The sequence below is a fragment of the Lichenibacterium ramalinae genome, from assembly GCF_004137085.1.
Lineage (GTDB): Bacteria > Pseudomonadota > Alphaproteobacteria > Rhizobiales > Beijerinckiaceae > Lichenihabitans > Lichenihabitans ramalinae.
This window is the reverse complement of record NZ_QYBC01000039.1, coordinates 1-20,856: the sequence shown is the minus strand read 5'-3', so window position 1 is coordinate 20,856 and position 20,856 is coordinate 1. Positions and strand designations below refer to the sequence as shown.

General features: G+C 68.0%; 16 protein-coding genes and 1 pseudogene. 7 read left to right on the top strand and 10 right to left on the bottom strand.

Annotation, left to right across the window (positions count from 1 at the left end; genetic code table 11):
• Positions 1-321: transposase (locus D3272_RS26075; RefSeq protein ID WP_165361544.1), on the top strand; the 321-nt coding region annotated here is incomplete at its 5' end.
• Between the two features lie 25 nt (positions 322-346).
• Here the strand turns inward: D3272_RS26075 and D3272_RS26070 are convergent.
• Complete coding sequence (locus D3272_RS26070) at positions 347-1,150, bottom strand: IclR family transcriptional regulator (protein ID WP_129222158.1); 804 nt, start codon at positions 1,148-1,150, stop codon at positions 347-349.
• Positions 1,151-1,266: 116 nt separating this feature from the next.
• On the opposite strand from D3272_RS26070, the gene D3272_RS26065 reads away from it, so the two are divergent.
• The 6 genes from D3272_RS26065 (at position 1,267) to D3272_RS26040 (ending at position 9,246) form a co-directional block, all read left to right on the top strand.
• Positions 1,267-2,037, top strand: a complete 771-nt coding sequence (locus tag D3272_RS26065; RefSeq protein ID WP_129222157.1) for an enoyl-CoA hydratase/isomerase family protein — start codon at positions 1,267-1,269, stop codon at positions 2,035-2,037.
• 32 nt (positions 2,038-2,069) lie between these two features.
• The gene (locus tag D3272_RS26060; RefSeq protein ID WP_129222156.1) at positions 2,070-3,140 is read left to right on the top strand and encodes an ABC transporter substrate-binding protein; all 1,071 of its coding nucleotides are present in this window, start codon (positions 2,070-2,072) and stop codon (positions 3,138-3,140) included.
• Positions 3,141-3,154: 14 nt separating this feature from the next.
• Positions 3,155-4,228: an ABC transporter ATP-binding protein gene (locus D3272_RS26055; protein ID WP_129222155.1), complete on the top strand. Its 1,074-nt coding sequence runs from the start codon at positions 3,155-3,157 to the stop codon at positions 4,226-4,228.
• Positions 4,225-5,979, top strand: coding sequence for an ABC transporter permease subunit (locus tag D3272_RS26050; protein ID WP_129222154.1), 1,755 nt, complete (start codon positions 4,225-4,227; stop codon positions 5,977-5,979). Before D3272_RS26055 ends, D3272_RS26050 begins: the two co-directional genes overlap by 4 nt.
• A gap of 3 nt (positions 5,980-5,982) precedes the next feature.
• The gene (locus D3272_RS26045; protein WP_245496799.1) at positions 5,983-7,536 is read left to right on the top strand and encodes a class I adenylate-forming enzyme family protein; all 1,554 of its coding nucleotides are present in this window, start codon (positions 5,983-5,985) and stop codon (positions 7,534-7,536) included.
• Between the two features lie 351 nt (positions 7,537-7,887).
• A complete protein-coding gene (locus D3272_RS26040; RefSeq protein WP_129222153.1) occupies positions 7,888-9,246 on the top strand; it encodes a CoA transferase in 1,359 nt (452 codons plus the stop codon).
• Here D3272_RS26040 and D3272_RS26035 read toward each other — a convergent pair.
• From D3272_RS26035 to D3272_RS25995, 9 genes and pseudogenes are all read right to left on the bottom strand, one after another.
• Positions 9,236-10,129 (bottom strand): MBL fold metallo-hydrolase, encoded by an 894-nt coding sequence (locus D3272_RS26035; protein ID WP_129222152.1) that lies wholly within the window; start codon positions 10,127-10,129, stop codon positions 9,236-9,238. The two genes, D3272_RS26040 and D3272_RS26035, sit on opposite strands and share 11 nt — an antisense overlap.
• 10 nt (positions 10,130-10,139) lie before the next feature.
• Entirely contained in the window at positions 10,140-11,072 is a 933-nt protein-coding gene (locus D3272_RS26030; RefSeq protein WP_129222151.1) for a hydroxymethylglutaryl-CoA lyase, read from the bottom strand.
• Positions 11,069-12,421: an MFS transporter gene (locus tag D3272_RS26025; RefSeq protein ID WP_129222150.1), complete on the bottom strand. Its 1,353-nt coding sequence runs from the start codon at positions 12,419-12,421 to the stop codon at positions 11,069-11,071. The genes D3272_RS26030 and D3272_RS26025 overlap by 4 nt, the downstream gene beginning before the upstream one ends.
• A 50-nt stretch (positions 12,422-12,471) precedes the next feature.
• The gene (locus D3272_RS26020; RefSeq protein ID WP_129222149.1) at positions 12,472-13,287 is read right to left on the bottom strand and encodes an enoyl-CoA hydratase/isomerase family protein; all 816 of its coding nucleotides are present in this window, start codon (positions 13,285-13,287) and stop codon (positions 12,472-12,474) included.
• Positions 13,284-14,432 (bottom strand): CaiB/BaiF CoA transferase family protein, encoded by a 1,149-nt coding sequence (locus D3272_RS26015; protein WP_129222148.1) that lies wholly within the window; start codon positions 14,430-14,432, stop codon positions 13,284-13,286. Before D3272_RS26015 ends, D3272_RS26020 begins: the two co-directional genes overlap by 4 nt.
• Entirely contained in the window at positions 14,429-16,183 is a 1,755-nt protein-coding gene (locus D3272_RS26010) for a hydantoinase B/oxoprolinase family protein (protein WP_129222147.1), read from the bottom strand. The genes D3272_RS26015 and D3272_RS26010 overlap by 4 nt, the downstream gene beginning before the upstream one ends.
• A complete protein-coding gene (locus tag D3272_RS26005) occupies positions 16,180-18,222 on the bottom strand; it encodes a hydantoinase/oxoprolinase family protein (protein WP_129222146.1) in 2,043 nt (680 codons plus the stop codon). The genes D3272_RS26010 and D3272_RS26005 overlap by 4 nt, the downstream gene beginning before the upstream one ends.
• 87 nt (positions 18,223-18,309) lie before the next feature.
• On the bottom strand, positions 18,310-19,317 hold the full coding sequence (locus tag D3272_RS26000; protein WP_165361543.1) for a LacI family DNA-binding transcriptional regulator: 1,008 nt from the start codon (positions 19,315-19,317) through the stop codon (positions 18,310-18,312).
• A 1,183-nt stretch (positions 19,318-20,500) separates the two neighbouring features.
• A pseudogene (locus D3272_RS25995) lies at positions 20,501-20,856 on the bottom strand (transposase); the annotation flags it as partial.

Here is a 20,856-nt window from a genome sequence, read left to right as displayed (position 1 = left end):
GACCGCGACGGGGCCGTGCCGGTGCTCAAGCAGTCGCGCCGCTCCTACCCTTTCATCGTCAAGGCCTTCGCCGACGCTGGCTACGCCGGCGACAAGCCGGCCAGCGCCACACTCATCGCCGTCGAGATCGTCCGCAAATCGCCCGGGCAGGTTGGCTTCGTGGTCCACCCCCGACGATGGGTGGTTGAGCGATTCTTCGCCTGGATCAGCCGCAATCGACGGCTCTGGAAGGACCCGGAGGTCACCATCGCTTCCGCCAAGGCCTTCCTCTACGCCGCATCCGTCATGATGCTGCTACATCGCATAGGTTGCAAAGTCTGAATTCCCGGACAGACTCTAAGGCCGCTCATAAAGCTCGCTTCCCTGAAGAGACTGAGAGCGCCGCAGCCACGATCAGTGACGAAAATTCAGTTTCGGCCTGCTCGGGCGTGAATCGTGCTCGAGAAACAGCGATATTGATGGCGCCGACAGGCCGTCCTTTCCGATCGAGAACGGCCGAGGCGATCGATAAGTCGCCTTGATAGAATTGATCCAGCGCCATCGCATAGCCTTGAGAAGCGGAGCTGGACAGTTCAGCAAGCAGACGATCCAGATCGGTGTTCGTGGCTGGCGTGAACGCGCGGCGATCACTTCGACGAAGGATGTCCGTGGCCTCGTCACGCGGCAGGGCACTCAGCATCGCCAAGCCAGGAGCCGTGCAAAAGGCCGGCATTCGGGTTCCGATCACGACGTCGGTGTTGAGCACGTGCCTGCTCATGAAGCGTGACACGAAGACGATGTCGACGTCGTCGCGCACCGTCAGGTTGATGGTCTCCTCCGTGGTGCGACTGAGATGCTGAAGGTAGGGCATGGCGCGCTCGATGAGCGTGTTGGCCCGCGAGTAGTGGTGGCCGAGCTCGAGCGTCCGCACCGTCAACTCGAAATGCTTGGTGGTCGGATCCTTGCGGAGGTAGCCGAGCCGCTCCAGCGTATAGGTGAAACGCTGTACCGCGCTTCGATCTAGTCCGATCAGCGCGGCGAGCTGCGTCAGGCTCAGCGCCGGATGCGCCTCGTCGAAGGCCGTCAGGACTCGGAACGCCTTCTCGACGGACGCCACGCTCAAAGGATCGGCACGGCCCGCCGGGTTCTTCCCTGCCTCATCTCTGGCCATTGGTCCCTCGCTGAGCAGCCGGTGCCTTGTTTATGCCGTTGACACCCCACGAAGGCTGTCCCTACTCTAGATCATGCAATAAGAGTTATCGCATAGCAATAACAAAGGGAGGTCCTGTGGCCGACTCCATCCTGACCGAACGCCGTGGCCGCGTCGGCATCGTCACGTTGAACAGGCCCGAAGTCCTGAACGCCTGGACGCGACCGATGCGGGACGCACTGATCGAGGCCTTCAGCGCCTTCGAAGCGGATCCCGCAGTCGGTGCCCTGATCCTGACCGGAGCGGGTGACCGGGCCTTCGGAGCGGGTCAGGACCTCAACGAGGCCAAGGGCTTCGACGCGGATCGCGCCGAGGACTGGATGGGAGAGTGGGAGCGGCTCTACGACCGCATGCGCTCACTGTCCAAACCCCTCGTCGGCGCCCTGAACGGCTTAGCGGCCGGCTCTGCCTTCCAGGTGGCGCTGCTGACCGACATCAGGGTCGGCCATCCCGGGGTTCGCATGGGACAGCCCGAGATCAACTCCGGCATCGCGTCCGTCACCGGTCCTTGGATCATGCGCGAGATGCTCGGCCTCGCCCGTACGATCGACCTGACCCTGACGGGGCGTCTGATGGACGCGGAAGAATGCGTGGCCGTCGGGCTCATCAGCCGCCTCGTCCCGCAGGAACGAGTCCTCGACGCCAGCCTGGAACTCGCCGAGCAACTCGCCGCCAAGCCTCCCGTCGCCATGCGCCTGAACAAGCAGCGCTTCCGCGAGGTGACGGAGCCGGGATTCCGCGACTGCCTCGCAGCCGGCACCCGCATCCAGCGTGAGTCCTACGCGACGGGCGAGCCCCAGATGATGATGGAGCAGTTCCTCGCCGTCAGGGCAGCCCGCCGCACCTGACACTTCCCTCCCCCCTTTCCCGGAGCATGCCCATGACCGAGCGTTTCGATCCCGTCAGCCGCCGCATGCTCCTCAAGGGGATGGGCGGTTTGTCCCTGGCTGCGAGCATGCCAGGGCTCGCCAGCCGGGCGAGCGCCGCAGACGCGCCCCTCACCGTGGCGGATCCCGGTGGTCCCTATGGCCCGGCCTACCGCAGCGCCTTCTACGATCCGTTCGAGAAGGCGACCGGGATCAGGGTCGTCAACGTCGCGCGAGAGGCTGAACCGACCGCGCAGTTCAAGGCCATGGTGGAGACCAAGGCCTACACCTGGGACGTCTGCACGCTGACGCTGTCGGCCCGCGACATCCTGGAGAAGCAGAAGCTGCTGGAGCCTATCGACCTGCCGCCTGCCCAGGCTCCGGGTCTGATGGCCGAGGGCCTCACCCCCGTGTGGCTCGGCGTCGACGTCTACTCGACGATCCAGGCGTTCCGGACCGATCGGTTCAAGGGCAAGTCCCCGAACTCCTGGGCCGACTTCTGGAACGTGGCCGACTTCCCCGGCCGCCGCTCGCTGCGCAAGAACCCGATCGACACGCTCGAGCAAGCCCTGCTGGCCGACGGCGTCGCACTCGACAAGCTCTACCCACTCGACGTGGAGCGAGCCTTCCGCAGCCTCGACAGGATCAAGCCCGACGTCGCCGTGTGGTGGACCTCGGGCGCGCAGTCGAGCCAACTCATCCAGAGCGGGGAGGTCGACATGATCGCCTTGTGGAACGCTCGCGCCCAGGCGACCGTGGACGGCGGCGCGCCGGTCAAGATCGTCTGGAACCAGGGACTCTACTCCATCGAGGGCTGGGGGATCCCGAAGGGGTGCCCGCGTGCCGACGCGGCGCGCCGCTTCGTCAGGTTCTGCGCCGATCCGAAGCAACAGGCGCTCTTCACGAACGTGCTGTCCTACGGTCCCACCAACCTCGACGCCTACAGGGACATCCCGGCGGCGCGCGCCTCGACCCTGCCGACCGCGCCCGAGAACCTGAAGCTCATGACCATCGCGCGGGAGAGCTGGTGGAGCGTCAATCGCGCCGCGATGACGGAGCGCTTCAACACCTGGATCCTGGACTGACGATGCCGGCCGCCATGTCCGAGCCCAGGCTCACGGCCACACCGAAGCTGAGGGTCTCGGGGCTCGGCAAGAGCTACGGCTCGACGCCGGCCCTGAAGCCGACCGACCTCGACGTGCCCAAGGGCGAGTTCCTGACGCTGCTCGGCCCCTCCGGCTCGGGCAAGACGACCCTGCTTCAGATGATCTGCGGCCTGACGGAGCCGACGACGGGGCGCGTCTTCATCGACGACGTCGACCAGACTTACACGCCCGTGCATCGACGCGACCTCGGGCTCGTCTTCCAGCACTACGGCCTGTTCCCGCATCTGACCGTCGCGGAGAACATCGCATTCCCCCTGAAGATGCGCGGACAGGCGCCCACCGATCTCGCCCGTCAGGTGACGACGGCCCTCGACATGGTGCAAATGGGAAGTCTCGGGACGCGCTTCCCCCGGGAACTGTCGGGCGGCCAGCAGCAACGCGTGGCCCTGGCCCGCTGCTTCGTCTACCGACCGTCGGTCATCCTGATGGACGAGCCCCTGGGTGCCCTCGACAAGAAGCTGCGCGAACACATGCAGCTCGAGATCAAACGGCTGCACCGCGAGACCGGCGCGACGGTCGTCTACGTCACGCACGACCAGGAGGAGGCCCTGGCGATGTCGGATCGCATCTGCCTCATGAACCACGCCGCGGTCGAGCAGGTCGGTACGCCGCAGGACATCTACGCGCGCCCGCGAACGGCCTTCGCCGCCGACTTCATCGGTCTGTCCAACATCTTCCGCGGACGGGTGACGCGCGCGTCGGACGGCTCGGCGATGCTCGACACCCCCCAGGGGCTGCTCTGCATGGACGGGCTCGAGGGCCCGGCGAGCGGCACCGCTGCCCTGGTCGTCCGGCCCGAACAGATCGCCATCGGCGGTGACGGACAGAACAGCGTCGCCGGCACGGTGGCCGAGATGATCTACGCAGGATCCGAGACCCGGATGATCGTGGCGCTGCGGGCCGGCGAGCGGGCCATCGTGCGCCTTCGCCCCGGTCTGCGCGTGCCCGACCTCGGCGAGGCCGTCGCGATCGGCTGGCGTACCGCCGATGCCGTGGTGATCCCGTGACGATCGCCGCCCTCCCACTGTCGCGGCGACGCCTCCCATCGCTCGGTCCGCTCTGGCTCGCTGCGCCTGGCCTCGCCTTCCTCGCCGTCTTCCTGCTGCTGCCGGTCCTACGGCTCCTGTCGCTGAGCGTCGAGGACGCCGACACCGGGGCGCTGACCGCCCATCACTACGCGCGACTGGTCGAGGCCAACGTCTACCTGCGGGTGCTCGGCATCACGTTCCGCATCGCCGGGCTCACGGCGCTCCTGTCGGTCGGCCTCGGTTATCCGCTCGCCTACTGGCTGGCGCGCCTCCCCGACTCACGCCGGGCACGCCTCACCTTGCTGGTGTTGCTGCCCTTCTGGACCAGCACCCTCGTCAAGACCTTCGCGTGGATGATCCTGCTGGGGCGGACCGGGGTGGTCAACGCCGGGCTCATGGCGCTCGGCGTGACGGACCGGCCGCTCTCGCTCATCAACGACGAGTTCGGCGTGCTGGTCGGCATGGTCCATGCCATGCTGCCGTTGGCGGTCCTGACGATGCTGCCGGTGATGACGGGCATCGACGCGCGGCTCGGGCCCGTGGCGGGCACGCTCGGGGCAGCGCCGGCGCAGCGGTTCTGGCTGATCCATTTCCCCTTGTCGATGCCGGGCCTCGCCGCCGCCGGCCTCCTCACCTTCATCTCGGCGCTGGGCTTCTTCATCGTGCCGGCCTTGCTGGGCGGACGCCAGCAGACGATGCTGGCGCAGCTCATCATCACGCAGATCCAGGACGTGCTGGACTGGGCCTTCGCGGGAGCGCTCTCGGCGCTGCTGCTGGTCGCCACGCTTCTGACCTGCTGGCTCTATGACCGGCTCTTCGGCCTTTCGAGCCTCTCGGGCGACGCGCCAGGTCGCTCCCGTGCCCCAGGCCGCACCCGGGTGTGGGGCTTGGCGTTCCTGTTCCACATGGCGCGATTTTGGACGATCATTGGCGAGGGGCTGGCGCGCGGGGCGGGCCCACGCTTCGGGCGTGCCCTGCTCCCCATCTACGCGGGGCTGGCCATCGCCTTTCTGATCCTGCCGACGCTGGCGGTCCTACCCATGGCGTTCAGCAGCTCCTCGTTCCTGGAGTTCCCGCCTCCCGGCTATGGGCTGCGCTGGTTCCAAACCTATTTCGGCTCCGACGTGTGGATCGGTGCGACGGTCCGCTCCTTCGGCGTGGCGTTCGCCACCGCCATCCTGGCCACCCTGATCGGCGGTTTCGCGGCCCTGGGGCTGGCCCGCTCGCGCTCGCGTTGGCGCGGGGCCGTCTTCGCGCTCTTCCTCGCACCGATGATCGTGCCGCGCATCGTGCTGGCGGTGGGGCTGTTCTACCTCTTCGCCCAGATCGGCCTCGTGGCCAGCGACGTCGGCTTGGTGATCGGGCACACGCTCCTGGCGCTGCCGTTCGCGCTCGTCGCGGTCACGGCCGTGCTGAAGGGATACGACTGGCGTCTCGACCAGGTGGCCGCGACCCTCGGCGCGGATCGCGCGCGGACCTTGTGGCACGTCACGATACCGATGGTGCGCGGGGGAATCGTCGCGGCGCTCCTCTTCGCCTTCATCACGTCCTTCGACGAACTGACGATCGCGCTCTTCGTCTCGGGCGGGGTGAAAACGACGCTGCCGAAGCAGATGTGGGACGACATGATCCTTCAGCTCAATCCCACGCTGGCAGCGGTGTCGGTGGTGATCTTCGTCGTGATCACGCTGCTGCTGCTCGCGGCCGAGCGGTTCCGCCGCTCGGCTTGACCGATGCGCGTTTTCTCCGACCTGCGGTTTGCCACGATGCTTCATCCGGACGGTTTCCTGCCGCTGTTCCTCCAAGCGGCTGCCCGCACCCCGGATCGCGTGTTCGCGCGGTTCGACGGTCGCCCCATCACGCTGGGTCTCCTGGAGAGGCTCTCAAGCGCATTCGCCGGCACGCTCGCAGCTCTCGGACCGGGAGCGCGCGTGGCGGTGATGATGAACAACTCGCCCGAGACCCTGGCCGTCCTGTTCGGCATCGCCCGGGCCGGCGCCGTATGGGTGCCGGTCAACGCGCGGCTGAAGGGCGAGGGGCTTCGCTACGTCCTGGAGCATTGCGCGCCGGCCATGGTGGTCGCCGACGCCGCCCTCCTGCCCGCGATCGCCGAGAGCGGCTTTGACGCCGAGAGCGTACGAACGATCGTGGCAGGAGGCGAGGGGGACGAGCTTGGCGCCGTTCTGCGGGGGCCAATGCCCTCGCCATCGAAGAGCCCTGCCGCGACCGACACCTTCGCCATCATGTACACGTCGGGCACCACCGGTCGACCAAAGGGGGTCATCGTCACTCACCTGATGATGCGGTTGGCCGGTGAAGCCGTCGCCAAGCTGTCGGAAGCGCGAGCCGGCGACGTCTTCTTCGTCTGGGAACCGCTCTACCACATCGGGGGAGCGCAACTCATCGTGCTCCCGCTCATCCGAGACGTTCAGCTGTCAATGGTGGAACGCTTCAGCGCCAGCCGGTTCTGGGACCAGGTGCGGGCGGAAGGCGCCACTCACATCCACTATCTGGGCGGCATCCTCCAACTGCTGCTGAAGCAGCCCGAACTCCCCACGGATCGCGCCCATACGGTGCGCATCGCCTGGGGCGGGGGCTGTCCGAAGGAGATCTGGCGCGACTTCGAGGATCGGTTCGGCGTGGAGATCCGCGAGTGCTACGGGATGACGGAGGCGTCGAGCCTCACGACCTGCAACGACCGGCGCGTGGTCGGCTCCGTCGGACGCCCTCTCCCGTGGTTCACCGTGGCGCTAAGGGACGCGTCAGGCGAGGACGTCCAGCCAGGCTCGCAAGGCGAGATCGTGGTCCGAACCAGCCTGCCCGGCGCCCTCTTTCCGGGCTACTTCCGGAATCCGGAGGCGAGCGCGCTGGCTCTGCGGGACGAGGCGTTGCACACGGGCGACTTCGGCCGCTTGGACGCGGACGGCAACTTGACGTTCCTCGGCCGCATGAACGACAGCGTACGCTGCCGCGGCGAGAACGTGTCGGCTTGGGAGGTCGAACACGTCGCCGCTGGTCACCCCGACATCGAGGACTGCGCGATGTTCGGCGTCGCGGCGGAGATCGGCGAGCAGGACATCAAGCTCGTCGTGAAGCCCAAGGCCGGGGCGACGATCGACTCGGCCGCCCTGTTCGCCTGGCTGACGGCACGTCTCGCCCCCTACCAGGTGCCTCGCTACCTTGCGATCGTTGATGAGTTCGAGCGGACGCCGAGCCAGAGGATCATGAAGCACCGCCTGTCGCAGCGGACCGATGATGGTTGGGACCGGCTCGCATTCGGCAGATGAACCGACGGCTCATCTGAAGACCTCGGGAGGCGTCTGACGGTCGGAACGCCTCGGCGACCTACGCCGGCGCGCTGGAGTGAGAGGTGAGGAGCAGAAGGACTTTCCCTGTCCACGTCCCTCAACCGTGTGTCGGATCAGGGTGGAAGGCGGAACGACCGGTGTTGGTTTAAACTTAGAGCAAAGCAGACATTGCCGCTACGGCAGGTTTCAGAGGTGAACGATAGACGATGACATTCCGGCGACACAGATCCCTAAATCGAGACCCTTCCTCGCGAGCCGCACTCACAGCGCGAAACTGTGCGCCGCATATAACGGAAACAGCTTTATGAGTGCAACGCATCCAGTCCCACCATGCTGCTAGCAGATAAGGTCTGGGCTGCGCTCGGCGGAAACCCGACGGTCGACCTCGGTGTGAAGGGCGAAGGGACCCTACCGTCAGTTCACGCCGTTACGGATCTCGCAGTCGCGACCATCGGCGCGGCGGGCCGCGCGACAGCGGAACTCGCCGCTGCCCTCTTCGGGCATGCGCCCGACGTCACCGTCGACCGGCGACGGGCATCGCTCTGGTTCGCGCGGTCGTTCGATCCTCTGGGGTGGGAGCCGGCGCCGACCTGGGACGCCGTCGCGGGGGACTACCCGACGATCGATGGTTGGATCAAGCTGCACACCAACGCCCCCGCCCATCAGCGGGCTGCCCTCAGCGTGCTCGGGGTGCCAGTCGACCGAGGGGCCGTGGAACGGGCCGTTGCACGTTGGCGCGGCGAGGACCTCGAGGCGGCGGTGGTGGAGGCTGGAGGATGCGCGGCGGCCATGCGCTCCGCCGCGGCTTGGCGCGAGCACGCGCAGGGCCGGTCCGTCTCGAACGAGCCGCTCGTCTGGCGTGAGGACACGGACGCCGCTGCGGGACCAGTCTGGCCGGGATCCCCAGAGAGACCGCTGCAAGGCTTGCGCGTCCTCGACCTCACGCGCGTGCTCGCCGGCCCCGTCGCGACCCGTTTCCTAGCTAGCTTCGGCGCAGAAGTGCTGCGCATCGACCCGCCGTGGTGGGACGAGCCCGCGATCGTGCCCGATGTCACGCTGGGCAAGCGCTGCGCCCGTCTCGATCTCCGGCGCGCGGAGGACCGCGCGCGTCTCGAGGCCCTCCTCGCCGACGCCGACGTCATAGTGCACGGCTACAGGCCCGGTGCGCTCGACGGCCTCGGGTTTGGCGCCGAGCGACGCCGACAGCTCCGGCCGGGCCTCGTCGACGTCTCCCTTTGCGCCTACGGCTGGACGGGGCCATGGCGTGGGCGACGCGGCTTCGATAGCCTCGTGCAGATGAGTTCGGGCATCGCCGAGGCGGGTATGCGCGCTTTAAGGTCCGATCGACCGGTTCCCCTGCCCGTCCAAGCCCTCGACCATGCCTGCGGCTACCTCATGGCGGCGGCCGTCCTGCGCGGCCTGACGCAGCGGGTGTCGCGCGGCGTAGGCTGCGAGGCGCGCGCGTCGCTCGCTCGCGTCGCCGCTATCCTGGCGCCAACCCGCGGCGACATTCGAGGGCCAGGGCTCGCACCGGCAAAAGAGCAGGACTGGGCCGAAGGGGTCGAGAACACCGCAGGCGGGCCGGCCCGACGCCTTCGCCCCCCTCTCACGCTCGGGACCACGGTCCCGCGCTGGGATCGCGGCGCGGGACCGCTCGGCACGGCAGCCCCCTCCTGGGCTAATCACTGAACCTGAAGGCATAGCCGTCGCCCTGGCGCGACAGGCGTCCAGCCGTCGGGCTCGGGAAGTGAGACGTCAGCAGCAGCGATCCCGTGTCGGCGAGGCGCTCCATTAGCGCACGCCGGCTCCGCCGGGACCCGTCGCGGTCGAAGTCCGCGGCGCTGCAGAGGTCGGGATGGGTGAACTGGATGGGAGAGTGAATCACGTCGCCCGACAGGATGGCCTGATCACGCCCTGTGCCGACGTGGACGCACACGTGGCCGGGCGAATGGCCCACTGAGGGCTCGAGCCAGATGCCGTCGCCCCTGATGCCTTCCAACACATGGTTCATCTCGACTAGCACCGCCTGCCCGCTATCCACCACGGGGAGCACGCTGTCGGCGAACGCCCCCCGGGTGACCGGCACTGCGGAGTGGGTGGCATGGAGGTCGCGGAAGTGCTCGAACTCGGTGCGTTCCATCACGTAGCGCGCGTTCGGAAACGTTGGCACCCAGCGTCCGTCGAGCAACCGCGTGTTCCAACCCACGTGGTCGGCATGGAGGTGAGTGCTCATTACGATGTCGACGTCCTCGGGCCTGACGCAGACTGCGGCGAGGTTTTCGAGGAAGGGCGTGCGAAGCATGTTCCAGCTCGGCAGCGAGCGACGCTCTTTGCAGTTGCCCACGCAGGTGTCGACCAGGATCGTGCGCCCTCCGCTCCGCAGCACGTAGCTGTGGAAGCTCAGATAGACCAGATCTTCCTCGGGATGGATGAAGCCGGGCGGCAGCGTCGCCCGACCCTCCTCCAGCATGCCGGGGGTGACGTCGGGGAAAAGATCCTCGGCGCGCCAGAGCGACTGCTCGAAGTCGACGACCTTGTTGATGTCGACGTTGCCGACGCGATGCTTGCTCATCCCAGCCTCCTCAGGCCGTGTGGTAGGTTCTTGGGACACCGGCGCGTGCGACCTGACCCTGGAGAAGCTCGTCGGGCAGCCCCTCGCGCAACAGGTCCCGCGCGGCGACGAGCGCGGCGAGGTCGATGCCGGTCGAGAAGCCGGCGCTCTCAAGCAGGAAGACGAGGTCTTCGGTGACGATGTTGCCGGACGCGCCGGGCGCGTAGGGGCAACCGCCCAGCCCGGCCAGCGAGGCGTCGAACTGACGGATGCCGCTCTCGAGCCCCGCGTAAGCGTTGGCGAGCCCGAGGCCCATCGTGTCATGGAGGTGCAGCGCCTCCAGACGATCGCCGACGGCGGAGCGCGCCGCCGCCACGAGCCGCTTGACCTGCGCGGGGTTGCCGTAGCCGACAGTGTCGGCGAGCACGAGCGAGTCGGCACCTGCCGCGACTAGGCCCTCTGCCACGCGTAGGACGCGGTCCTGTGGCATCACGCCCTCGATTGAGCAACCAAAGGCCGTCGCGCAACCGGCCTCGACGTGAAGGTCAGGCGCTTCGGCCCGGGACCACGCCGTGATCCGCCCCACCTCCGCGATGGCTTCGTCGGTGCCCTTGTTGGTGTTGGCGCGGCTGTGACTCTCGCTGACCGAGACCGGCACGATGACGCGCCGTGCCCCGGCCGCATGAGCGCGCTGCGCTCCCTTGAGGTTCGGGACCAGCGCCGTCAGGGCGACGCCAGGCAAGTCGCGCAGGGCTGCCACGACCTCGCCCGTGTCGGCCATCTGGGGAATGAGCTTCAGGGGCACGAAGCTCCCGACCTCAATCGAGCGGACCCCAGCATGGGCAAGGGCTTTGATCCACCGTATCTTGAGGTCCGTGGCCATCGTTCCCCGCGCCATCTGAAGGCCGTCGCGGGGACCGACTTCTCGCACGAGGACCTCGTCGGCGCTGCTGCTCGCAGTCATGGCGAGACTACCGCGTCGAACGGGGAGCCAGACGACGCTCCGCCACTCAATCGTCGACCTCGCAGCATGGCGGGCGTGAACACGATCGATACCAAGGCACCCACCAGCAGGATCGCAGCGATGATGTAGAGCCCGGCCGCGAGATTACCTGTCAGGGTCTTGGCCCATCCCATGATCATCGGGCTGACATATCCACCGAGTAGGCCGATAGTGTTGACTACCGCGATGGCGCCGGCGGCAGCGCGACCGCTCAGGTAGTCGGTGGCGATCGCCCACAAGATCGGGTTGCAGGCGAGGATTCCCGAGGTGGCAATCGAAAGGAACAGTAGCGACAGGGGCAGGCTCGACGTGATCATGCCGGCGGCCACCAAGCCCGCGGCACCGGCCACCATGGCGAGACCGCAGTGCCATGCCCTCTCGTTCCGCGCGTCGGAACTTCTCCCCAGCAAGATCAGAGCGATCCACGAGCAGAAATACGGGATTGCCGACAGCAGGCCGACGTGGAGCGGACTGTCGATGCCGAAGCTCTTGATAATGGTCGGAAGCCAGAACCCGATTACGAACACGCCGCAGATCTGCGTGAACCAAATCAAGGCCAAGAGGTAAACACGGTAATCGGCCAGCGCCGCGGCGAACGAGTGAGCCCCATATGCGGTATCGTCGGAATCGACATTGAGGTTCTTCAACACCAAGGTCTTCTCGGGACCGCTCAGCCAGCTGGCTTCTGCCGGCCCGTCATCGAGGTAGAAGAATGCGGCGACCCCGATCAGGCAGGTGGGCAGGCCCTCGACGATAAACATCCACTGCCAGCCATGTAGGCCGGCCGCACCGTCGAAGCTCGTCATCAGCAGTCCCGACAAGGGTCCGCCGATCAGGCCCGCGATGCCCGTCGCGCAAGTGAAGATGGCGATCACCTTGGCCCTGCGCTCTGCTGGATACCAGCGCGTCAAGTAGAAAATGACGCCCGGATACAGACCTGCCTCAAATAATCCGAGCAGGAAGCGCACGGAGTAGAGTTGCCAGGGCAGGACCACGAAGGCCGTCCCGGCCGCGGCCAAGCCCCAGAGGATCAGAATGCGCGAGAAGGTCTTGCGGACCCCGACCCGCGCGAGCATCAAATTGCTCGGGATCTCCATCAGGACGTAGCCGAGAAAAAATATTCCCGCTCCTGTTGAATAGATAAGGTCGTTGAGCCCTAGATCCTTCACCATCTCGAGCTTGCCGACGCCGATGTTGATGCGGTCGAGAAAGGCGAAGGTGTAGCAGACGAAGAGGAAGGGGATCAGCCGCAGCGTAACCTTCCTGTAGACGCCCTCTGCAAGGGGCGCCGTGATCTTGACCTCGCTCATGGACATTCGAACCCTCCCGTTTCTGGAAACGTTTCCACCCAGCGGCGCGATCAGCGCCCCTTGAAGACTGCAGGCCGCTTCTCATTGAAGGCGTTGATGCCCTCGTGGCGGTCCTCGGTCGGAATCAGTCGATAGTAGGCCTCGATCTCGGTGTAGAGGCCGGTGCGCAAGTCGGTCTGAAGGCCTAGATCCACGGCCTTCTTGGCCTGGGCGATGGACAGCGGCGCGTTCCGGCAGATCTCCTCCGCGGTCGCGATCGTCTCGTCGAGCAGCTTCGCGGGCTCGCACAGGCGATTGACGAGGCCCCATGCGAGGGCGTCCTCGGCGGAGAACTTGGTTCCGCGGAAGATGAGCTCCTTGGCGCGGCGGGCGCCGATGGCGCGCGGCAGCTGCTGCGTCCCGCCTCCGCCGGGCATGATGCCGCGCATGACTTCGGTGAAGCCGAACACGGCGGTGCGCGACGCGTAGGCGAAGTCGCAGGCGAGCATGAGTTCGAGCCCGCCCGCGACGGCGGCGCCGTTGGCGGCGCAGATCGTCGGCACGGGACAGAAGGTGATGGCCCGGTTCATCCGCTCGAAGAGGTAGTGCTGGCGACCGAAGTCCTCGTCGGTCATCCCCTCGCGCTGCTTGAGGTCGGCGCCCCCACAGAAGGCGCGCTCCCCCGAGCCGGTCAGGACGACGCAGCGATAGAGGGACGGGTCGGCCTCGAGCGCGCCGAAGACGCGGATGATCTCGTGGCCCGTCGTGGTCGAGATGGCGTTCGCCACCTGCGGCCGGTCCAGGCGGACCACGAGGATGTGGTCTCCCACCTCCTCGAGCCTCAGCGTCTCGAGATCGGCGCCGCCGACCGATTCGGATATCCTCATTCCGCTGCTTCCTTGATGGTGAGAAGACCGTTGTGTTCGCCGAGCTTGGGCGTGCGGCCGATCCTGTCGGGTCTGCAGCCGCCGAAGGAGATCGGCAGTCCCACGACCTGGACGGCGCCGTCGTCCGTCGTCTTGATGAGGTCGAGCGCGCGGGTCTGCTCCTGGCGCACTACCTGATCGACCGTTAGGATCGGTCCGCACGGGATCCCGACCGCGTCGAGCGCCGCGAGCCAAACTTCGGCGGGCTTCGTCCGGAACACGGCCTGGAGCCGCTCGATCAACGCCACCCGGTTGGCGACCCGCGCCCCGTTGCTCCGAAAGAGCGGGTCCGCGGCGAGCGGGGCGCAGTCGAGCACGTCACAAAGACGTCCGAACAGCCGGTCGTTGCCGGCCGCCACCATGATGGGCGCGTCGAGGCAGTCGAAGGCCTGATGCGGGACGATGGCGGCGGTGCCCGACCCCCACCGCCCGGGCAGCACCCCGTTAGCGAGGTAGTCGGTGATCTGCATGCTGCCCCAGGTCAACGCCGTCTCGTAGAGCGAGACGGAGACCACCTCGCCGACGCCGGTCGTCTTGCGCCTCAGCAGCGCGGCGAGGACGCCGATCGCGGCCCAGAGGCCCGTTCCCATGTCGTTGACCGAGACGGGGATGCGGACCGCCGGCTCGTCGGGGTGGCCCACGAGGCTCATGAGGCCACTGAGCGCCTGCGCCAGCGGATCGTAGCCTGGCTTGTCCCGCAGCGGGCCGACCTCGCCGAAGGCGCCGAGGTTGCAATAGACGAGGGCGGGGTTCGCGGCGCGGAGGTCCTCCGGTCCGAGGCCGTACTTGCCGAGGCTGCCCGCCTTGAGGTTCTGGAGGACGACGTCCGCCCTCGCCACGATGAGGTCGCGCAGGGCTGCCGCGTGAACAGGGTTCGACAGGCTGAGCGCGATGCTGGACTTGCCGTGGTTGACGGCGTGGAACAGCGCGGCCGCGCCGTCGACGAAGGGAGGGCCCCAGTCGCGCGCGTAGTCGCCGCTGCCCTCGCTCTCGATCTTGATCACCTCGGCCCCGAGGGAGCCGAGGATCATGCCCGCGTAGGGCGCCGCCAAGCTGTGGCCGATCTCGACGACGCAAAGGCCCGCGAGGGGGAGTGTGCCGGTCATCGCCGCGCTCCCAGTTCGCGGCCCGCGGCGGTACCGCCGGGCGAACCGTCGTCAGACCATCGATGGTCCCTCGCCGCGGCGGCCGCGGTGACGTAACCGTCGAGAACGTCGGCCTCGACGGCGGCGCGCGGTCGTTCGAGCGGATCGCCGTAGCCCCCGCTGCCGGCGGGCTGGATAGAGACGCGGTCGCCCCGGTGCACCACGGTCTGGCCGCCCTTGGCGGCGACGGGTGTCACGGACCCGTCGGGCCGGGCGACCTGGCACGCGAAGGGCGCGCCCGGAAGGCCACCGAACTGCCCCTGCGGTGCCGAGCGTCCGCGCTCGGCCGACACCGTGAAGGTGGCCTCGTCGTAGCCGACGCGGTAGGTGCGGCGCGAGGCGAGGCCGCCCCTGAAGCGGCCGGCGCCGCCCGTGTCGGGCACGAGGCTCCACTCCTCGACCATCATCGGGTAACCCTGCTCGATGAGTTCGACGGGCTGGCTCCCCGCGTTGCCGACGTAGACCCGGACGCCGCTGATCCCGTCCTTGTCGGCGCGCGCCCCCATGCCGCCCGCGTGGACGTCGTGCATGGTCACGAACTCGCGGCCGGTCCGGCGCAGGCGGCCCGCGTCCGTCTCGCGGCCGCTAAAGATGCCCGCGCCCGAGCAGCAGTTGCTCTGCCCGACGACCCGGTCCGGCACGGCGGCCGACAGGGCCTTGAGGAGGAGGTCGATGACGCGGGGCGAGGTCTCGGTGTTGCCGGAGACCACCGAGGCCGGATACTGGCAGTTCAGCACGGACCCCTCGGGCGCCACGATGGTGACGGGGCGGTAACAGCCCTGGTTGATCGGGATGCTGACGTCCGTGATGGCCTTCACGGTAAACCATGTGCTGTTGCAGGTGACCGAGAGCGGACAGTTGATGCCGCCGCGCACCTGCGGCCCCGTCCCTGTGTAGTCGAAGGTGATCCCGTCGCCCGCCACGGTCACCTTAACCTTGAGGAGAGGGCTTTCCCCCTTCCAGCCCGGCGCCTCGATGGGGTCGAGGGTCTCCTCGGCCTCGTACTCGCCGTCGGGGATGGCGAGGATCGCCTGGCGAATGAGCTTTTCGGAATGGTCGAGGCTCCTCGCCATGGTTGAGCGGAGAGCCTGGACCCCGTACTTCTCCGCGAGGCTCACGAGGCGCCGATCCCCGACGAAGGTCCCGGCGTACTGGGCCTGGATGTCGAGCAGGAGCTCGTCAGCGTTGCGGCTGTTGCGGCTGAGGATCTCGAGGACGTCGCGCACCGGCTTGTCGCCCCGATAGAGGCGCACGGGCGGGATCCGCAGGCCTTCCGCGAAGACGTCCCAGGTGCTCACGGTGTAGCTGCCGGGGGACTGGCCGCCGATGTCGGTCCAGTGCCCGCGCGTCATCACGAAGGCGACGATCTCCGACCCGACGAACACGGGGCGGGTGAACTGCACGTCGGGCTGGTGGTTGCCCCCGCCGAGGTAGACGTCGTTGCTGACGATGACGTCGCCGGGTTCGAGGTTGGACTTGCCGATCGCCTCGACCGAGACCTTGGTCGAGATCACGGCCGAGCCCATCATGGTCGGGATGTCGTTGCCCTGGGCGACGAGCTGCATGTCGGCGTCGAAGATCGCGGCCGAGGAGTCGCCGCTCGCGTGCATGAGCGGGCTGCCGGCTGTGCGCATCATCGCGATCTTCATCTCTCGCGCGATCGCGTAGAGGCTGGATCGGACGATCTCGTAGGTGACGATGTCGGTGGTCATGCGGCGAGCTCGATTACAAGGTTCATGTTGCGGTCGACGACAGCCGTCTGCGACGCCTTCAGAACGATGCACGTGCTGGGCTCCTCGATGACGGACGGACCCTGGATCCGCCCGCCGACCGGGATGGCGGCGCGCTGGAAGACGTCGAGGTCGGCGTCGCCCTCGGCGAAGCGGACCCGCCTGCGCCCTGCGACCGCGGGAGCGCTCGCCGCGACCGGGGCCGCCTGTCCGCGCCAGCCGGTCGGGGCGACGAGCTGGATCCGGACGTTGGCGATCACGATGGCCTTGTCGGGGCTGGTGAAGTTCCATAGGCGAAGGTGGGCCTCCTCGAACGCGCGCCCGATGGCGTCACGCGGATCGTCCGGCCCCTCTGCAAGGTCGACCGTGATCACGTCGGGCTGCCCGACGTAGCGGCAGTCGGCCCGCCGCACCGTGCGGACGGCCCCCGGATCGAGCCCAGCTCGCCGCATCTCGGCGGTGCCGAGGGTCTCGAGGTCGGCGAAGCTCGCGGCGACCGCGCCGTCGCGAAGGTCGGCCAGCGTGCGCTCGAGCGAGGCTTGGTAGTCGTACTGCTGGTCGGCAACCGTCATGCCGAACGCACTGAACAAGCCGGGCAGCGGAGGGATGATGACGCGGCCGATGCCCATGGCCTCGGCAAGGTCGAGCGCGTGGACCGGTCCCGCGCCGCCGTAGCAGATGTAGGAGAACTCGCGTGGGTCGTATCCCCGCTCGACCGTCATGATCCGGATGGCCTGCGCCATGAGTGCGTTCGCGATGGCGCGGACGGCCTGGGCAGCGTCTTGGACGCTCAAGCCCAAAGGCTTGGCGAGCCGCTCCTCGACGGCACGGTGCGCGGCGGCCTCGTCGAGCCTGAACTCTCCGCCGAGGAAGCTGCCCGCGTCGACGTAGCCGAGCACGAGGTTGCAGTCGGTGACGGTGGGCTCGGTCCCGCCGCGGCCGTAGCAGGCCGGCCCAGGGTCGGCGCCGGCGCTCTCGGGCCCGATCCGCAGGCCGCCACCGGCGTCGATCCAGGCGATCGAACCACCCCCGGCTCCTACGGAGTCGATGTCGATGGTGGGGGAGCGGACGACGTAGCTGTGTAGCAGACTTTTGCCGCGCACCTCCGGGCGATAGTCGCGGATGAGCGAGACGTCGAAGGTGGTGCCGCCCATGTCGCCCAGGATGGCGTTCGGGATCTCGCTCCGTTCGCAGGTCCGGATCGCGGCGCTCACGCCGCCCGCGGGACCGGACTCGAGCAGGACGAGCGGCCGGTCCGCCACGAGGGCCGGTGCCGCGAGACCGCCGTTCGACTGCATGAACATCAGGGTGCCGCGGAAGCCGTGTTCCTCGAGGGCACCGCCGAGCCGCCGGATGTAGCGGCCGCATACCGGGCCGAGCATCGCGTTGATCACAGTCGAGCTCGCCCGCTCGTATTCCATGGGCTCGGGATTGACCTCGTGGGAGGCGCAGACGAACCGGTCGGGCAACAGGCGTCGCAACTCCTCGACCGCCGCGCGCTCGTGGGCGGGGTTGACGTGGGCGTGAAGGAACACGACCGCGACCGCCTCGACGTCGGAGGCCGCGATCTGCGCCGCGAGGTCGCGCACCTGCCCGAGGTCGAGCGGCGTCTCGACCGCGCCGTCGAAGCGCAGGCGTTCGGTCACCTCCAAGCGCCAGCGCCGCTCGACCAGGGGGCGGGGGTTGGCGAAGGACAGATCGTACAGGTCGGCGCGGTCGTGGCGCGACGCGCGGCGGAGCTCGAGGATGTCGCGGAAGCCGCGCGTGGTCACGAGAGCCGTCGGTGCCCCCTTGCCCTCGACCACCATGTTCGTCGCCATCGTGGTGCCGTGGCCGAGGAAGCCGATCTCGCCGCTGTGAGACTGCGAGACGTCCAGGATCTTTCGGAACCCTTCGAGCGCACCCACGACCCGGTCGCGGGGCGTGGTGGGCACCTTGGTGGACCACACCCGGCCGGTGGCGTCGTCGATCAGGACCACGTCCGTGAACGTCCCGCCGACGTCGATGCCGATGCGCTTCATGCCGTCTCCCGCGTTCTCTTGATTTTGGAAACGTTTCCAATTTCGATCAGGCTAGCACCGGGTCCACCGGTCGGTAAAGAGCCAATCTCAGGGATCGTCGGGCGGCGGCGCGCAGGACTGGCGCGGGACCAAGCGGGTCGGGAACAAGCGACGCTGGCGAGGGCCGTCCGGGTCCTCGAGACGGTTGGCGAGGAAGCGTCCCGCCGTGCGGCCGAGTTCCGCGTAGTCCCAGGTCACGACCGTGAGCGGTGGAGTCGAGTAGCGCGCGAGGTCGCCGTCGGCGCCCCCGACCACGGATACGTCGCGCGGGATGACGAGTTCGAGTTCCTGCGCGGCGCGCAGCACCCCCGGCAGCATCGCGGTCCCGCCCGCCACGATCGCGGTGGGTCGCTGCTTCGATCCCAACAAGGCGAAGGCCTGCTGGTACGCGAAATCGACCGAGAAGGAGCCGACCCGGCAGAGCGCCGGTCGGTGGCGGATGCCGTGTCGCGCCAGCGCCTCCCGATAGCCGCGGACGCGCTCCGTCGTCGGGAACACGTCGGGCTCGCCGGAGATCAGGGCGATGCGACGATGCCCGAGGCTTACGAGGTGGTCCACCGCCTGCGCAGCGCCGCCGGCGTGGTCCACCTGGACAGCATCGAGGGCTTCGGGCAGTTCCCGGTCGAGGAGCACCAAGGGCATGCTCCCGTCCGCGAACTCGGATAGGACGGCGGGGTCGGCCTCCGAGGAGGTTGCGATGATGAGGCCGTCGACGCGGCGCGCCTTGAAGCGGCGGATGAGTGCGAGCTCGCGCTCTGGGTCATGGTACGAGGATGCCACGAAGAGCGAGAAGCCGAGGGGGTCGATCTCGCCCTGCACGGCGTCGGCGAGCGCGCTCAGGATCGCGCCGGTGAAGTCGCGAACCACGAAGGCCAGCGTCTTGCTCTCGCCCGCGCGCATGCTCCGGGCGACGAGGTCGGGGCTGTACCCGAGTTGCTCGATCGCGGCGAGGACTCGCTTGCGTGACTTCTCGTTCACGTGGGGCTTGTTGTTAAGCACGCGCGACACGGTGCCAAGGCCCAGGCCCGCGACCCTCGCGACGTCCTTGATGGTCACCTCGTCTCGTCCGCGCGCCATCCATCCCCCCACGCCACCCGTCTCGGCTCATCACGAGCGTCCCTCCCTAGCACGCGTCAACCGGAATGCGGACGAGAGCGCCGAAGATCGGTGTGGCGGAATCCCAGGCGGGCATTGACTTGGCGTCGATGGCGCGGCCGCCCTCGTCGGACGCTCGCCGAACCATTTCGTAGGTGAGATGGACGCGCCCCGTGGCGCTCTGCGGGTTGGCTGGGGTAATGACGAAACCCGACACCTATCCGGATGTCTCCTGATTTCGGCTGCGATGACGACGTCGCGAGGGATATATCCCACAAGAGAGCCGCAGCTTGCGGTGTGGCACGGCACCGGGGCGGCGTTGCGGGCCGTCGTTGCACACTCACCGCTTGGGTGGATTCGACGCCGGACGGCCGTCACCGCGTGAGCGACGCACGACGGCTTTCTTGTTGTCCTAGTCACGCATGGGCGCGACGCGTCTCCCCCTTCGGTGGCGCGCCTCATGTTTGCCGACAGGCAGACTCCGATCGGGTACGGGGGTCGTAACCATCCTACCTGATGACGTCATCATCGCTGACCAGGACGGTGCGGTGGTTGTCCCCTGGGCGCTGGTCCAGACTGTTTCTGACCTCGGTCGGGGAGGCGAGACCCTGGAGCAATGGATCCTGGAGAAGGTCAACGCGGGACGGAAGCTCCCGGGCCTTTCTCCTCCGGACAAGGCGACGAAAGCCCAGTTCGAGGCTTGGCGACAGCGCGATGGCGAAGTTCAATGAGCTGTCAACGTCTGCTTCGGAGCGAGGCGTAGCTGGCGTCCAACGTCCTGCATGGTGAAGGGTTACGGACGGCGGCCGGCACTGGCCGAGCGTCCAGGCTGAGGGCCGCCGTCGGTAAGCCGCCCAAGGACGAACGCGCGAGGGTCGCCTCGCGCTATGGGGATTTGGCGGGACGGGCGAGCGCGCGGAGGCGCCGCAGCCAGCCCAGGCTGGCGAACCCGTGGTCGGGCGAGGTGTCGCGGCGGTCCACAGGCGCTGCGATCGAGGATCGCCGCGAACTCTGAGGAGCCTGTGGTGCGGTCCCGGGCTTGGGGCGGACGGTGCCGGACACCGTGGGGGCGAGCGTGTCCGATGGCCGAAGCGGCGTCGCTTCGACCCTGTGCGGGGACATGCCGTGCCGGCTCACGACGCCCTCATCCGGCTCTCCATCGATGCGAGGGTGGCGCCCGGGCGCGGACCGTGCCCTCGAAGCTCTCGATCACCAGCATGCGCCCGCCGCAGCAGGGGCAAGGGATACGGCGCTCGGCCGAAGAGGCCGGCTTGGGCGCCTCGGGCGGTGCGGGGACGGCAAGCAGTTCGCGGGCGCGGGCGATGTTCGCCTTGCACCGAGCCGTGGCGAGCAGGCCGTAGTGGCGGATGCGGTGGAAGCCCCTGGGCAGGACATGACGAGGAAGCGGCGGATGAACTCGTCAGTCGACAGCGTCATGGTGCGGTGGCGGGCGTCGCCGTCACGGCGGTAGTCCTTGTAGCGGAACGTGACGCCGTCCTC

Bases quoted from the DNA above. Each gene is read 5' to 3' on its own strand.
- D3272_RS26070 (WP_129222158.1), bottom strand. From the start codon at position 1,150: ATGGCCAGAGATGAGGCAGGGAAGAACCCGGCGGGCCGTGCCGATCCT.
- D3272_RS26060 (WP_129222156.1), top strand. From the start codon at position 2,070: ATGACCGAGCGTTTCGATCCCGTCAGCCGCCGCATGCTCCTCAAGGGG.
- D3272_RS26055 (WP_129222155.1), top strand. From the start codon at position 3,155: ATGTCCGAGCCCAGGCTCACGGCCACACCGAAGCTGAGGGTCTCGGGG.
- D3272_RS26045 (WP_245496799.1), top strand. From the start codon at position 5,983: ATGCGCGTTTTCTCCGACCTGCGGTTTGCCACGATGCTTCATCCGGAC.
- D3272_RS26040 (WP_129222153.1), top strand. From the start codon at position 7,888: ATGCTGCTAGCAGATAAGGTCTGGGCTGCGCTCGGCGGAAACCCGACG.
- D3272_RS26035 (WP_129222152.1), bottom strand. From the start codon at position 10,129: ATGAGCAAGCATCGCGTCGGCAACGTCGACATCAACAAGGTCGTCGAC.
- D3272_RS26030 (WP_129222151.1), bottom strand. From the start codon at position 11,072: ATGACTGCGAGCAGCAGCGCCGACGAGGTCCTCGTGCGAGAAGTCGGT.
- D3272_RS26025 (WP_129222150.1), bottom strand. From the start codon at position 12,421: ATGAGCGAGGTCAAGATCACGGCGCCCCTTGCAGAGGGCGTCTACAGG.
- D3272_RS26020 (WP_129222149.1), bottom strand. From the start codon at position 13,287: ATGAGGATATCCGAATCGGTCGGCGGCGCCGATCTCGAGACGCTGAGG.
- D3272_RS26015 (WP_129222148.1), bottom strand. From the start codon at position 14,432: ATGACCGGCACACTCCCCCTCGCGGGCCTTTGCGTCGTCGAGATCGGC.
- D3272_RS26010 (WP_129222147.1), bottom strand. From the start codon at position 16,183: ATGACCACCGACATCGTCACCTACGAGATCGTCCGATCCAGCCTCTAC.
- D3272_RS26005 (WP_129222146.1), bottom strand. From the start codon at position 18,222: ATGAAGCGCATCGGCATCGACGTCGGCGGGACGTTCACGGACGTGGTC.